Annotated in this window: 11 protein-coding genes, 1 tRNA gene, 1 pseudogene and 1 riboswitch; of the genes and pseudogenes, 10 read left to right on the top strand and 3 right to left on the bottom strand. The window is 57.5% G+C overall.

From position 1 onward, the window contains the following. Positions 1-2 precede the first annotated feature (2 nt). From CYA_RS00850 to CYA_RS13650, 3 genes are all read right to left on the bottom strand, one after another. Positions 3-404, bottom strand: a complete 402-nt coding sequence (locus tag CYA_RS00850) for a SaoD/DsrE family protein (RefSeq protein WP_011429096.1) — start codon at positions 402-404, stop codon at positions 3-5. Between the two features lie 371 nt (positions 405-775). Beyond that, a complete protein-coding gene (locus tag CYA_RS00845; protein ID WP_011429095.1) occupies positions 776-2,098 on the bottom strand; it encodes a dihydroorotase in 1,323 nt (440 codons plus the stop codon). A 245-nt stretch (positions 2,099-2,343) separates the two neighbouring features. Continuing rightward, positions 2,344-2,649: a type IV pilin protein gene (locus tag CYA_RS13650; protein WP_049749698.1), complete on the bottom strand. Its 306-nt coding sequence runs from the start codon at positions 2,647-2,649 to the stop codon at positions 2,344-2,346. A 508-nt stretch (positions 2,650-3,157) separates the two neighbouring features. Here CYA_RS13650 and CYA_RS00835 point away from each other — a divergent pair. The 10 genes and pseudogenes from CYA_RS00835 to CYA_RS00795 all read left to right on the top strand — a co-directional run bounded on the left by CYA_RS00835 (position 3,158) and on the right by CYA_RS00795 (position 13,818). Further along, positions 3,158-5,260, top strand: a pseudogene (locus CYA_RS00835) (molybdopterin oxidoreductase family protein). After that, positions 5,257-5,730, top strand: a complete 474-nt coding sequence (locus CYA_RS00830; protein ID WP_011429093.1) for a nitrate reductase associated protein — start codon at positions 5,257-5,259, stop codon at positions 5,728-5,730. Before CYA_RS00835 ends, CYA_RS00830 begins: the two are co-directional and overlap by 4 nt. Further along, positions 5,708-6,871 carry a molybdopterin molybdotransferase MoeA gene (locus tag CYA_RS00825; RefSeq protein WP_011429092.1) on the top strand — a complete coding sequence of 388 codons (1,164 nt, stop codon included), beginning with the start codon at positions 5,708-5,710 and terminating at the stop codon, positions 6,869-6,871. Before CYA_RS00830 ends, CYA_RS00825 begins: the two co-directional genes overlap by 23 nt. Position 6,872: 1 nt before the next feature. Then, positions 6,873-7,811: a GTP 3',8-cyclase MoaA gene (gene moaA / locus CYA_RS00820; protein ID WP_011429091.1), complete on the top strand. Its 939-nt coding sequence runs from the start codon at positions 6,873-6,875 to the stop codon at positions 7,809-7,811. A 4-nt stretch (positions 7,812-7,815) separates the two neighbouring features. Then, a complete protein-coding gene (gene moaC / locus CYA_RS00815) occupies positions 7,816-8,910 on the top strand; it encodes a cyclic pyranopterin monophosphate synthase MoaC (RefSeq protein WP_011429090.1) in 1,095 nt (364 codons plus the stop codon). Next, on the top strand, positions 8,849-9,148 hold the full coding sequence (locus tag CYA_RS13900; RefSeq protein WP_369781430.1) for a MoaD/ThiS family protein: 300 nt from the start codon (positions 8,849-8,851) through the stop codon (positions 9,146-9,148). Before moaC ends, CYA_RS13900 begins: the two co-directional genes overlap by 62 nt. Further along, entirely contained in the window at positions 9,149-9,634 is a 486-nt protein-coding gene (locus tag CYA_RS00810) for a molybdopterin synthase catalytic subunit (protein WP_011429088.1), read from the top strand. Positions 9,635-9,667: 33 nt separating this feature from the next. After that, a tRNA-Arg gene (locus CYA_RS00805) sits at positions 9,668-9,742 on the top strand. Positions 9,743-9,756: 14 nt separating this feature from the next. Next, a riboswitch (cobalamin riboswitch) is annotated at positions 9,757-9,962 on the top strand. A 405-nt stretch (positions 9,963-10,367) separates the two neighbouring features. Continuing rightward, on the top strand, positions 10,368-12,611 hold the full coding sequence (metE, locus tag CYA_RS00800) for a 5-methyltetrahydropteroyltriglutamate--homocysteine S-methyltransferase (protein ID WP_011429087.1): 2,244 nt from the start codon (positions 10,368-10,370) through the stop codon (positions 12,609-12,611). A gap of 214 nt (positions 12,612-12,825) precedes the next feature. Continuing rightward, the gene (locus CYA_RS00795) at positions 12,826-13,818 is read left to right on the top strand and encodes a methyltransferase domain-containing protein (protein ID WP_011429086.1); all 993 of its coding nucleotides are present in this window, start codon (positions 12,826-12,828) and stop codon (positions 13,816-13,818) included. Positions 13,819-13,820 lie beyond the last annotated feature (2 nt).

Raw genomic sequence — 13,820 nt, 5'->3', positions numbered from 1 at the left:
GGCTAGAGGCTGATCACCTGGTCAGGTGGGTTGTCTTGCAAGGCCGCGTAGAGGTCGGGGAAGCAGCCCACCTGCACCCCTTTGACCACGTTTTTGGGAACACAATGGCCCGGCTCCTTGCGCCCCTGGCCTTTTGAGTCGCACCACTTGGGTTCCCCTTCCGCCAGGTTGCGCTCCAGGGCGCACATGTCGCACATCATCAGCAAAATGTTCTGCGCTTCGGCAATCTTGGCCAGGCGCTCGCCGATGGGATCCCCCTGCCGCAAGACAAAGCAGTTGTCGTCGAAAAAGAACATGCCCACCACTTCCGCGCCGTGTACCCCTGCTTCTAGCTGGGGCAGGATCATCTGGCCCAGCTTGTAGGTGCCGCCGCGGGGGGTGATGAAGACGTAGGCAACTTTCATAGTCGCTCCTTAGGTGTTTTCCAACTTGATTATCATCGATTATCGCCTTCAAAGTAGCACGGCTTACTGAAAGGGCGTAAGACACTCCCCAAGCGTTCCTCGTCACTATCCTCACCCCCAGCCCCTCTCCCAGAGGGACAGCCCTCACCCCCAGCCCCTCTCCCAGAGGGAGAGGGGAGTTAGAGCGGCGCGTTCGCGACAGTGTTGCGTGGCAATAACGACGTAACGAACCGTTTCACTGCTATTTGTATAAACTGAGATGGGATCCGGCGCTCTGCTCCTCTTGCTTAAGTAGGGAGAAGCCAAAGCAGCCCAGTGTTCAACCGCTATCTTGAAAGGTTTGAACAGGTGCAACCTCGAAGGGGATCCCCCTAGCGCCGAAAGGTCAGGGCCCTGCCGCGCACTGAGGGATCCACCTGGCCATTTTGGAAGGCGATCTGCCCGCCCACGATGGTGAGCAGCGGCCAGCCCACCAGCTCCCAGCCCTCAAACGGGCTCCAGCCGCATTTGGTGAGCAGCTCTTCCCGCCGCACCGGCTTGGGCGTGTGGCGATCCACCAGCACCAGGTCGGCGTCGTAGCCCACCTGCAGCCGTCCTTTGTTGGGGATCCCGTAGAGGCGGGCGGGCGCCTCGCACATCCACTGCACCACCTGGCGCAGGGTACAGCGGCCCTGCTGGGCGGCAGTCAGCATCAGGGGCAGGGCCGTCTCCACCCCCGGCATGCCGGAGGGGGAGTGGGGGTAGGGCTGGGCTTTTTCGGCCAGGGTGTGGGGGGCATGGTCGGTGGCGATGCAATCCAGGATGCCCTCGTGCAGCCCCTGCCAAAGCTGGGGGAGGGTAGCCGGATCCCGCAGCGGCGGGTTCATTTGGGCCAGGGATCCCAGGCGGGCGTAGTCGGCAGTGCTGAGCAGCAGGTGTTGGGGGGTGACCTCGGCGCTGACCCAGGCGGGCTTGTGCCGGCGCAGCAGCTCCACTTCCAAGCCGGTGGAAAGGTGCAAAATGTGCAGGCGATGGCGATAGCGGGTGGCCAGGTCCAAAGCCCGCCGCGAGGCGATGAGCGCCGCTTCCTCGTCCTGGATTTGCGAGTGAACGGCTACGTCCGTGCGTCCGGCAAAGAGGGCCCGCCGAGCTTGAATCCGCGAGTGATCTTCAGCGTGGACAGCGATAACAAAATGGGGATCCGTCTCGGCAAAGATCTGCTCCAGCACCGCCTGGTCGTCCACCAGCAAGGGACCATGCATGGATCCCATGAAGATCTTGATGCCGCAAGCCCCCTGCACCGTCTGCAGCTCCTTCAAGTTATCGGCGGTAGCGCCGATGAAAAAGCCGTAATTGACCACACACTTGCTGGCGGCCCGGGCCAACTTGTCATCCAGCGTTGCCTGGTCGATCGTCAGCGGGTCAGTGTTGGGCATCTCCAAAAAGCTGGTTACCCCGCCGCGGGCACAGGCCCAGGATCCCGTTTGTAGGTCTTCTTTGTGCTCCCGGCCCGGCTCGCGGAAGTGAACCTGGGGATCGATCACCCCCGGCATCAGGGTATGGCCCTTGGCATCGATGACCCTAGCCACCCCTTCTGTGGAGAGATGTTGGCCAATCTGGGCAATCCGCCCCTCCTGCACCAGCACATCTCCCACCCAGGGATCCCCTTCCGGTACCACCAGCTCGGCATTGCGGATCAGCAGGCTACTGGCCAAAGCTCCGCTTCCCCTTTCACAGGCGCTTTCAAGATAACACCTGTCGAGCAGGTTAAGAACCGGCCAATCGATGGAACAGCTAGTCGGCAGCTCAAGCTCAAGTTGCCCGAGTCTTGTCTTCCTAGCGATAGAGGTTGCAAGAGCTGCGCAGGTCGTAGCCAGAGGCCAAAACCTCTTGCTGGCGATCCCCTAAGCCAAGGTCGCAGCGCAGGAGATCCCCACTAACAGTTGTATGTGTGTGAGACTCAGTCATCCAACGAACGCCGCTTGAGCTGGCAGTGGGAGGAACAACTCCAGGAATAGTTGGGGGCTTGCCAAGGATCTTGCAAATAGCGATCCCTGTGGATCCCGCCAAATTCAATATCGGCGTAGGCAGGAGGATAAACCATGAAGTCCATTCGGAAAACTTCTGAAGCACCGCCGATAGCTGCTAGAGCTGTCTGGGCTTCTGCAACTCTGGAACGGCGAATGTGGTTAAGAAAATTGGGAATGCTAATAGCAGAGAGAATGCCGACAATTACGATTACCGCCAGCAGCTTGATCAAGGTCATGACGTGCGGAGCTTTAGTTGCTCGACGGCAGAGCATTAGATAGGCTTTATGAAGAGAAAGTCAGCTCATAGCAGCGTCTGCTTCCCCTTTGGAGCGTCAGTATCCAAGTGCAAACGACTCGGGGGCCTTTCTCCCCTATGCAGCTTGATCTCAGATCTCAGGTTGCCCTTTACAGACCTAAAACTTTCCTCGCCTCGTCTAGCAGGACGGAGCCTTTAGGAGCACTCCTTGCCTGTTTCTCTCTTGCTTTGCCTAGAGACCTAACCGCAGTTGGCAGGAGGTGGCTATGCTGCTCAAGCATTCCTCCTATGATGTTTCCGCATAGTGAGGAGCAAAAAGTAACGCAAGCTACAAAAGTTCCAGGTCAATGTCTCTAGGCTGGGGCGTTGGAACTTGTGAGAACCGCGGCAAGGACAGCTAGATAAGCAGGCCTTAGGCCCAACACCCCTAGCTTCTTTCCCTACGGCCGCCTTGCCCACACCAAGCCAAGTAACAACAGAGGGGGAACATGGATAACGTACGCAGCCTTTGTCCCTACTGTGGGGTTGGTTGTGGCCTAGAAATTCTGGCCGACGGCACAAAAATTCGCGGCGATCGAGCTCATCCGTCCAGCCAGGGCATGGTTTGCGTTAAGGGTGCGACTCTCCTGGAAACCCTCGATTGCAATCGGGCTACGGTGCCTCTCTATCGCCCTAGCCTCAGCGAGGATTTCCAGCCGGTGAGCTGGGATCAAGCGCTGGATTTAATTGTCGAGCGCATTCGCCAGACCTCTCCCGAAAGGATTGCCATCTACGGCTCAGGGCAGTTGCTAACCGAAGATTACTACATTGCCCAAAAGCTACTTAAGGGGTGTCTAGGAAGCAATAACTTCGACAGCAATTCCCGCCTCTGCATGTCTTCTGCCGTAGAGGGCTACAGCCAGAGTCTCGGCTCGGACGGCCCCCCCTGTAGCTACACGGATCTCGATAGCTGCGAGCTGGCTTTTTTGATCGGCACCAATACCGCTGAATGCCACCCAATTCTGTTCAATCGCTTGCGCAAGCGCCACAAAAGCGACCCAAGCCTAAAGATTGTTGTGGTGGATCCCCGTCGTACGCAGACGGCTGAGGAGGCCGATTTGTATCTGAGGATTACTCCAGGTAGCGATATTGACTTGCTCAATGGCATTGCTCACCTACTCATTCAGTGGGGCGCCATCAACCATGACTTCATTGCCCAGCACACCGAAGGCTTTGAAGCCTATGCTGCCCTGGTTGCCGACTACACCCCTGAGCAAGTAGCCAGCCGCTGTGGCCTAGAAGTTGAGGAGGTACTTGCTGTTGCGCGACTGTGGCAGCAGTCGCAGAAAACGCTTTCCATGTGGTCGATGGGGCTTAACCAGTCCAGCGAAGGCACGGCCAAGGTGACCAGCCTCATCAATCTCCATTTGCTCACCGGCCAGATAGGGTTTGCAGGGGCAGGGCCCTTTTCGCTAACAGGTCAGCCCAATGCTATGGGCGGTCGAGAAGCGGGCGGCTTGGCACATCTATTGCCCGGCTACCGCAAGGTTACGAATCCAGAGGATCGGGCAGCAGTGGAGCAGCACTGGCAGCTTGGCCCAATTAACCCTGAACCTGGCCTTGATGCGCTGGGGATGATCCGTGCCCTCGAAGCCGATGCCCTCGATATTTTGTGGATTGCCGCCACCAATCCCCTGGTGAGCCTGCCTGATCTACGTCGGGTAGAAGCAGCTCTGGCGCGGTCGCCCTTTACGATTGTCCAAGACGCCTACTTCCCCACCGAAAGCACTGCCTATGCCCATCTGGTACTCCCTGCTGCCCAGTGAGGCGAAAAGACAGGCACCATGACCAATTCGGAGCGCCGCGTTACCCTCTGTCCAGCTTGGCGTAACCCTCCTGGTGAAGCGCGGGCTGATTGGGAAATTTGGGCGGAAGTAGGCCGCCGCCTGGGCTTTGCCAAGGCATTTGACTTTGCCGATAGCGCTGAGGTCTTTGCCGAATATGTGGGTCTAACTGCCGGGCGTCTCTGCGATCAGTCTGGCCTCAGCCATGAGCTCCTGCGCCAGGGGCCTCAGCAATGGCCATATCCGCGCACAGGTTCAGTGGAGACCCGCAACCTCTATACCGATCGCGCCAGCGGGACGGAGTCCTTTCACCGTTTCCCAACGCCCACAGGTCGTGCCCGCTTTATCCCCAGCCATTCCCGCGGCCTTGCCGAGCCGCCCGACCCTGAATATCCCTACATCCTCACCACAGGACGTCTCTATGGCCATTGGCACACCCAAACCCGCACTGGACATGTCGCCAAAATCCGAGCAATGCACCCCCAACCCTTTCTCGAAATCCATCCCCGCGATGCCAGCAAGGTAGGGCTAACTGAGGGTGACTGGGTGAGGATTGAATCACGGCGCGGCAAGGCTACCCTGCCGGTTAAAATTACCTGCGCCATCAGCCCTGGCACAGTGTTCATGCCCATGCACTGGGGGGCATTGTGGGGCAATGATACAAGCTGTAACGCTCTCACCCACCCGGTTGCCTGCCCCAGCTCAAAGCAACCTGAACTCAAAGCCTGTGCCGTCAAGCTTAGTCGCATCGAGCGGCCACCAAAATGATCTTTAAGTTTGAGCAAGACTTTGCCGACAGCCTTCGCTGCATTCCCATGATCGTGCGCTTAAAGCTCGATCAGTGCGGCATCAAGCTCAAGTTACATCAGTGGCTGCGTTTTAGTTACCAGCAGCGCCAAAGTTTGGTTGACCTGCCAACGGATACCGCTGACAACCGAGCTGCCTACCGCGCCTACCTAATTCACCTTATCGAAAGTGTCTGCCAAGAGCAGGCCGCTGAGGTAACTGTTGATCCAAACCCTGCCTGGGAAGACGCTACCACCATCCCTGACTGCGTTCTTGAGCAGGCGGCAGCCAAGGGGGTCGTGCTGACTCTTGAGCTATGGCAAAAGCTGACCCCGTTGCAGCGCTTTGCCCTCATTAAGCTCAGTCGCCCTGGCCACGAAAACCGCAATTTCCTACCCGCCTTTCAGGAATTTTCCGCACCCCACACCTATGGTCACTGTCCAGGAAGCTGAAGCCATTATTAAAGACCACTGGCTGCCAGCCAAAACCGAGTCGATCCCGATTGCAAGCTGTGTGGGCCGGGTTTTGGCAGAGCCGATCTACGCCGATCGGGACTACCCGCCAATTAACCGGGTCCTGATGGACGGTATCGCCATCAACTATGCCGCTTATGCTGCTGGGCAGCGAAGCTTTGCTGTTGCAGGCATAGCCCCTGCGGGGACAAGCCCTGCCACCCTGCCCGATCCGCAGCAGTGCTTGGAAGTGATGACTGGCTGTGCCCTGCCGCTGGGTAGTGATCTCGTCATTCCCTACGAGCAAATTCGTATCGAGGGAGGAATTGCCACCATCACCCAGGAAGTCGAACGCAACAGGGGTGATTTTGTTCATCCCCAAGGTAGCGATTGTTCTGCAGGAGCGCTGGTTCTCCGCCCCGGCATTACCCTCAAGAGCATCCACGTCGGGATCTTGGCCTCCTTTGGCTACAGCCGCATCCAAGTTGAGAGGACTCCTCGCATCAAAGTTGTGGCAACTGGCAGCGAATTGATTCCCATTGAGCAGACCCCTGCACCCTACCAACTGCGGCGCTCCAACGCTGAGGCCCTCCGAGCGGCTCTTCTTGCCTACGGGTATACCGAGGTTGAGACCGATCACCTTCCGGACGATCCTGCTGCCATTGCCACCCACTACCAAGCCAATACCCCAAACTACGACCTCTTGATTTACTCTGGGGGTGTTTCAAGGGGAAAGTGTGACTACTTGCCGGCCATCTGGCAAAGCTGTGGTGTTACTGCCTACATCCACGGCGTGGCGCAAAAGCCAGGCAAGCCAATGTGGTTTGGCATCGACCATCAGGCCAATACTATAGTTTGGGGCCTCCCAGGCAACCCCATCTCAGCTCTTGTATGTTTGCATCGTTATCTCCTCAACCGTAACACTGACTCTGGGCACCTAAGTGAAGTCATTACCTTCAAACCCAATCTCACTCTTTTTGTGCCCGTTAAGATGAGCGCCAACCGAGTCTTTACACCGATTATGCCTAACAACTCCGGAGACTTCATCGCTCTAACAGACAGCGATGGCTTTGTAGAGTTACCCCCGGCTCAAACTATCCTCAGCCCCGAGCAAAGCATCCAATTCTATCCGTGGTACTAAGATGCAGCTAGTGGATCAATGGAATCGTCGCATTCGCAAGCTAAGGGTTTCTCTAACCGATCAATGCAACCTTCGCTGCCGCTACTGCATGCCTTTGCATCCAGAATTTCTGGACAAAAGTAGCTACTTAACTCCGCAGCAATACAAAGAAATTATTGGCGAGTTGCTGGACTATGGCATTGAAGAAGTTCGCATTACAGGTGGTGAGCCTCTGGTTCGGCAAGACTTTGATGAAGTCATTCAGGAACTTGCCAAGCTGAAGATCCCGTCCCTCAGCCTAACAACCAATGGCCTGCTGCTCCACCGCTACTGGGACGTTCTCAAGGCTGCCAACGTTCTCAACCTTAATGTTAGCCTCGATAGCCTACAGCCCTCCACCCAAGCTGCAATTGCCCGTCGCGACTGCCTGGCGGATATTCTCCGTAATATCCAGGAGGGTATTGCCCGGGGATTTAGCCTCAAAGTCAATACGGTTGTAATGCGGGGGATCAACGATTGCGAGCTATTTGATTTCGTTGAGTTTGCCCGCAAGACAGGCGTGACAGTTCGCTTTCTGGAGCTGATGCGGGTCGGCTATGCCAACTCTCTCTATGAAGAACACTACGTTTCAGCACAAGAGTGCATTGCCCGTCTGCAAGAACGCTATACTCTAACCCCCCTTCCAGCGGCACCTGATTCGACAGCGTTTTACTTTACAATCGACGAGAATGTTAAAGTTGGATTTATTGCCTCTGAGTCTCAGCCCTTCTGCAGCAGCTGTTCCCGGTGGCGCTTGACAGCTGATGGTCGTCTCTTTGCCTGCCTATTTAGTGAGGAGGGTCTCTCGGTTCGAGACAAAACACCAGGCCAACGTCAGCAAATTTACCAGCAGCTTTTGGGGATGAAACCACTGCGCCGGGTTGAGCAGGTCTCACACCCAATGTACGGCTTAGGGGGCTAGCTCTATGGACAAAGCTGATCGTACATGGGCCCATCTTAATGCTCAAGGCCATCCGCATATGGTAGATATTAGCCACAAATCGGTGTCTTTGCGAACGGCCACAGCACGGGCAAGAGTTCAACTGCCACCTGCTCTCAGATCCTATGTTGTTGGCCAAGATATCCACCTGAAAAAAGGACCGGTATTTCAGACAGCAACCATTGCCGGTACAATGGCTGTTAAAAGAACTGACCAACTGATCCCCTTTTGTCATCAGATCCCTGTTGAAGACTGCACCTTTGATATCACAATTGATGATCACTTGCTTGTAACCATCCACTGCACTGTCAAGACCAGCGCTAAGACAGGGGTTGAAATGGAAGCTCTCTGTGGTGCGGCAACAGCAGCGCTGACAATCTATGACATGTGCAAGTCGGTGTCGCCCCATATCTGCATCCAGGAGACCCGCCTAGTAACTAAGTCCGGCGGCAAAAACGCCCTCCTGGAACGTCCCCTCTATGGCTTGGTGCTCACAGGGGGACGTAGCAAGCGCATGGGTCGCGATAAAGCGCTGCTGAACCCTTTTGGCAAACCCCACGCCGCCTATCTCTATGAACTGCTGCAGCCCTACTGCCAGCAGGTTTACTTGTCAGCGCGTGCCGGTCAGTGGTCGGGCACAGCTCTAGAGCTCTTGCCCACACTACCAGATCTAGTAGAAAGCGTTGGCCCGATCAGTGGCCTATTGACTGCCTTGAATACTCATCCTGAAGCTAACTGGTTGGTTGTTGCCTGTGATCTACTGAACCTTCGGTCAGAAACAATCCAAAAGCTGCTGGATCACTACCAAGCCGAAACAATCGCAACTTGCTATGTTAACCCCGAGCGCGGCTTCCCGGAAGCTCTTTGCGCCATCTATACTCCTCAAGCTGCAGCGGTACTAGAAAGGGCTTACGCGGAAGGGGTGTACTGCCCTGTGGAAATCCTCAGCAGGCAGCCCTGCACCCTAGTTACCCCCAACCATGAGGTCGAGCTCATGAACGTCAATACCGCCGAGGAGTATGCCACTTTCCAATCCGTTTGGGGTAGTTGCAGCCATGGTAACTCAATCTGTCCTAAGTAAGACCGTAACAATTCAATATGTAGCAGTGCTGCGGGAACAGGCTCAGCGGAGCAGCGAAGTGCTGCAAACCAGTGCAGCAAACTACCTAGAGCTCTATCAGCAGCTGCAAGCAAAGTATGGATTTTCGCTAGCAGCGGAGGACGTTAAGGTTGCTGTCAATCATGAGTTCTGTGACTTGACTAGGCCGATAGATGAAGGTGCCTTGGTAGTTTTCATTCCACCAGTTTGTGGGGGCTAAATGCTGCGTTTTCTAATTGTGGATAGCACCATCCAGCCAGCTGAACTCAGTCGTTTGCTCGTCAATAACACAGCGGGTGCCTTAGTAACCTTCGAGGGCTGGGTACGCAACCACAGCCAGGGCAAACCTGTTCTCAGCTTGGAGTACGAAGTCTACGAGATCCTTGCCCAGAAGGAGGGCGAGAAGATCCTCCGAGAAGCCCACGCCAAGTTTGGCCTCTGCGGTGCTGTTGCCTGTCACCGCCAGGGTCATCTTGCAATTGGTGATATTGCGGTTTGGGTTGGTGCTACAGCTGAACATCGCGGCGCCGCTTTTGCTGGAGCACGTTACATCATTGATGCAATCAAGGAGCGCTTGCCCATTTGGAAAAAAGAGTACTACTGGGGTGAGCCGCCGCGTTGGGTTTTGTGTCAGAAAGCAAAGCCTTTGTTCCAGCAATTCCATAAGAACGCTATTGCTCGGCAGCCTTGCGGCGATACCCCCTAGCCTCTCTGCTAGTATCAGTGAGGTACCTGACCTGGGGCTGTAGCTCAGCCTGGATAGAGCAAGCGCCTCCTAAGCGCTAGGTCGGCGGTTCAAATCCGCCCAGTCCCGCTAAAACCAGTGATAGGATAAAGTCTACTGTCGGTTCTGACGGGGATCAGCCGTCAGAGGCAACGGGGAAAGTGCAGTGAGAATCTGCCGCTGTCCCGCAGCTGTGAGCCGGTTTTGGACTTGGGATCCCTAGTTCGTTGTTGCAAGAGGCCTTGAAACGCAAGCCAGCCCCTCCAAAACTGAGCAAGTCAGAATGCCCGCCGGCGGTTTTTCCACAGTTCACCATATCTGCGAGGTACAGATATGCTCCCCATTTTGACGTTAGCCCGTTCCCGTCTCGAAGTTTTTTCATCGGCCTGCTTACGGATTTTCGACGCTCTCGGATCGTAGGCACTCAGTCAAAAGCGCGGACAAGAGAGCTGAGCAGATAGCTCAGGGGCAGCTAGGAGGACGGTTGCTCGCTTTGGTTGCACAAAAGAGTCCTCTGGGCATCCCCCTGTGCAGAGTGGGCAAGCCGCCAGGGTGAAGGAACGCCTTGACAGCTCCGGCAGGTTTCCTGGCCTAGGGAAAACCTTCTGCCGGGATGCCACCGATAGGCATGTCGGCGGCCATCTCTTGCTGCCTAGGTTGGATGACAACTGGCGGCAACCTCAATTACCGAATTCGATTCAGGACAAGGTACCTTATGGCCATTGAAACTCAAACCCTAGGCTATGCCCGCATGGGCAAGCGCCGCGAGCTGAAGAAAGCCCTGGAGGCCTTTTGGGGCGGCACCCTGGAGGCGGAAGCCTTGTTGGCGACGCTGCAGGATCTGGAGAGTCAGGCCTGGCGAACCCAGCGACAGGCCAACCTCGACCACATTGCCGTAGGAGATCAAACCCTCTACGACCACGTTTTGGACTGGGCCACCTGGCTGGGGCTGATTCCCTCCCGGTTTCAGAGCTTATCAGGCCTGGAGCGCTACTTTGCCATGGCGCGGGGGCAGGAGGGGCTGCCGGCCTTGGAAATGACCAAGTGGTTTGACACCAACTACCACTACCTGGTGCCGGAAATTGAGGCCGACGCGATCCCTCAGGCCCATTTCGACGACTTCCTGGCCACGGTGCGACGGGCGCAAGGGATCCTAGGAAACCGCACCAGCCCCGTCCTCCTCAGTCCGGTTACCCTTCTTGCTCTAAGCCAGCGCTCTGGCGAGTTGCGGGGGGATCTGGAGAAGCTGCTTCCTCTCTACAGAGAACTCTTGCAGGAGCTGCAGCGCCTGGGGATCCGGGAAGTGCAAGTCCATGAGCCCATCTTGGTGACCAGCGAAGGCAAAAGTCTTCAGGAAGCGGTGGAGCAGACCTACCGCTGGCTTGCAAGCGTGGGGATCCCTCTCCACCTGGTTACCTACTTTGACGACTTGGGGGAGACTTACCCCTGGGCGGTGGAGCTTCCGGTAGCTGGCCTCAGCCTCGACTTCACCCGCGGCCACAACCTGGAACTGGTCAGAGCCCACGGCTTCCCCGCCGACAAGATCCTGGGGGCGGGGGTAGTGGACGGGCGCAACATCTGGCAGATCCAGCCCAAAGCCGTTCTGGCCACTCTGCAAGAGCTGCAAGCCCTAGCCCCCAACCTGCGGGTGCAGCCTTCTTGCTCGCTCCAATTTGTGCCCCACGACGCTGCTCTGGAAACCCACCTGCCAGAGCCTTTGCGCAATGTTCTCAGCTTTGCCGAGCAGAAGCTGGCCGAGGTGGTTCTGCTGGCCCGCACCCTCAACGGCGAAGACACCGCCGCCCAGCAGCAGGAGCTGGAGCAGCAGTGGCAGGCCTTCCAGGACTTCAATCCCCCCAACTCTACAGTGCGCCAGGCCTTGGCTAACCTGACGGCGCAGGACTTCCAGCGCTCCCTTCCCTACGAGCAGCGTATAGGCCGGCAGGTCAAGCTGCCACCGCTGCCGACCACCACCATCGGCTCTTTTCCCCAAACCCCCGAAGTCCGGCAGTGGCGGGTCAAGTACAAAAAGGGCGAGATCTCCCAGGCCGAATACGAAGCTGCCATCGACGCCGAAATTGCCAAGTGCATCCGCATCCAAGAAGAAATTGGCCTGGATGTGCTGGTGCATGGTGAGTTCGAGCGCACCGACATGGTGGAATACTTCGCCCAACAACTGCAGGGCTTTGCTTTTACCGAGCACGGCTGGGTGCAGAGCTATGGCAGCCGCTGCGTGCGTCCCCCCATTCTCTACGGCGACGTGTCTCGCCCTCGCCCCATGACGGTGCGGGAGTTCAAGGTGGCCCAATCTCTGACTCAAAAGCCGGTCAAGGGGATGCTGACAGGGCCGGTAACCATGCTCAACTGGTCCTTCCCCCGCGTTGACGTTTCCCGTCGCGAGCAGGCCCTGCAAATTGCCCTGGCCCTGCGGGCAGAGGTGGCCGACTTGGAAGCTGCCGGAGCCGCGATGGTGCAGGTGGACGAGCCAGCGCTGCGAGAGGGGCTGCCCTTGAAAAAAGAGCGCTGGCCAGAATACTTAAGTTGGGCGGTGGAGGCCTTCCGCCTGACTACCGCTGGCGCCAAGCCCGAAACCCAGATCCACACCCACATGTGCTACTCGGAGTTCGGGGACATCATCGAGCACATCGAGCGTCTGGATGCCGACGTCCTCTCCATCGAAAACAGCCGCAGCAGCAACAAAACCTTGCTGCAGATTGCCCAAGCCGGCTATCGCCACCAGGTAGGCAACGGCGTTTACGACGTTCACAGCCCGGCGGTGCCCGACACCGAGCAGATTCTCCGGCAACTGCGCCTGGGAGTGGCCCACTTGCCGCTAGAGCAAACCTGGGTCAACCCCGACTGCGGCCTAAAAACCCGCCGCTGGGAGGAAGTGATCCCTGCCCTGAAAAACATGGTGGCAGCCACTCAGCGTCTAAGGGAGGAGCTCCAGGCCACCTAGCCCCCGGCAAGGTTGCTCAGGCCAGCGTCTCCTCCGCGGGCAACCGTGCGGCTACGACACTCCTAGGCCGCCTTGCAGCTGGCAAATAGGGCAAGATGAGAGTGGGGCTTTGCTCCGCTGGATCAACGGAGGCCAGAAGGGATCCCCGCTGTGTCTGTTGCCACCGCAGCAACAATCATCAATTGCCATCTCTAGCCATCTCAAGGTAGTTCTAATGAATCCAACACTCTGGGTTTTTTGGGGCCTAGTCCTGCTCCTAGCTATAGGATTGGGAGCCTACCTGTTGACCGCCCGCAAGTACCGCTCTCCTGAATCGGTAGCCCGCGCCTACGACGAATGGACGCGAGACGGGATCCTGGAGTTCTACTGGGGCGAGCATATTCACCTGGGCCACTACGGATCCCCGCCGCGGCGGAAGAACTTCATCCAGGCCAAGCACGACTTTGTCCACGAGATGGTGCGCTGGGGCGGGCTGGATCGGCTGCCCCCGGGGACGACGGTGTTGGATGTGGGCTGCGGCATTGGCGGTAGTTGTCGCATCTTGGCCCGCGACTATGGCTTTGTGGTGACCGGCATCACCATCAGCCCGCAGCAGGTGCAGCGGGCCCAGGAGCTCACCCCCCCCGATCTGCCCGTCCGGTTTCAGGTGGCCGACGCCCTCAACCTGCCCTTCCCCGACGCCAGCTTTGATGTGGTCTGGTCCATCGAGGCGGGGCCCCACATGCCGGACAAGGCTCGCTACGCCAGCGAGATGCTGCGGGTGCTCAAGCCAGGCGGCATCTTGGTGGTGGCGGACTGGAACCAGCGCGACGACCGTCAAAAGCCCCTCAACTTCTGGGAGCGGCTGGTGATGCGGCAGTTGTTGGATCAGTGGTCGCACCCCGCCTTTTCCAGCATCGAGGGGTTTGCCGAACAGTTGCAAGCCACGGGCCTGGTGGAAGGACAGGTGCAAACTGCCGACTGGACGCAAGAAACTCTTCCTTCTTGGCTGGATTCCATCTGGCAGGGGGTTGTCCGTCCCGAAGGGTTGCTGAAGTTTGGCTTGGTGGGCTTGATCAAGTCGCTGCGGGAGGTGCCCACTTTCTTGCTCATGCGCCTGGCCTTCGGCACTGGCCTCTGCCGCTTTGGCATGTTCCGAGCGGTGCGGGCCGCCACGCCGGCAAACTCCGCCCGCCCAGAAGTAGTTGCCCACAGCACTCAGCACTAGAA

Origin of the sequence: Synechococcus sp. JA-3-3Ab (assembly GCF_000013205.1) — a bacterium.
Taxonomy (GTDB): domain Bacteria; phylum Cyanobacteriota; class Cyanobacteriia; order Thermostichales; family Thermostichaceae; genus Thermostichus.
Note: the sequence above shows the minus strand (reverse complement) of the source record. Positions and strands in the feature narration are given on the sequence as shown.

Coding starts and splice junctions, on each gene's coding strand:
- CYA_RS00810 (WP_011429088.1), top strand. CDS start 9,149: ATGCTGCGTTTTCTAATTGTGGATAGCACCATCCAGCCAGCTGAACTC.
- CYA_RS13900 (WP_369781430.1), top strand. CDS start 8,849: ATGCCACTTTCCAATCCGTTTGGGGTAGTTGCAGCCATGGTAACTCAA.
- CYA_RS00825 (WP_011429092.1), top strand. CDS start 5,708: ATGGTCACTGTCCAGGAAGCTGAAGCCATTATTAAAGACCACTGGCTG.
- CYA_RS00850 (WP_011429096.1), bottom strand. CDS start 404: ATGAAAGTTGCCTACGTCTTCATCACCCCCCGCGGCGGCACCTACAAG.
- CYA_RS00795 (WP_011429086.1), top strand. CDS start 12,826: ATGAATCCAACACTCTGGGTTTTTTGGGGCCTAGTCCTGCTCCTAGCT.
- moaC (WP_011429090.1), top strand. CDS start 7,816: ATGGACAAAGCTGATCGTACATGGGCCCATCTTAATGCTCAAGGCCAT.
- moaA (WP_011429091.1), top strand. CDS start 6,873: ATGCAGCTAGTGGATCAATGGAATCGTCGCATTCGCAAGCTAAGGGTT.
- CYA_RS00830 (WP_011429093.1), top strand. CDS start 5,257: ATGATCTTTAAGTTTGAGCAAGACTTTGCCGACAGCCTTCGCTGCATT.
- metE (WP_011429087.1), top strand. CDS start 10,368: ATGGCCATTGAAACTCAAACCCTAGGCTATGCCCGCATGGGCAAGCGC.
- CYA_RS13650 (WP_049749698.1), bottom strand. CDS start 2,649: ATGACCTTGATCAAGCTGCTGGCGGTAATCGTAATTGTCGGCATTCTC.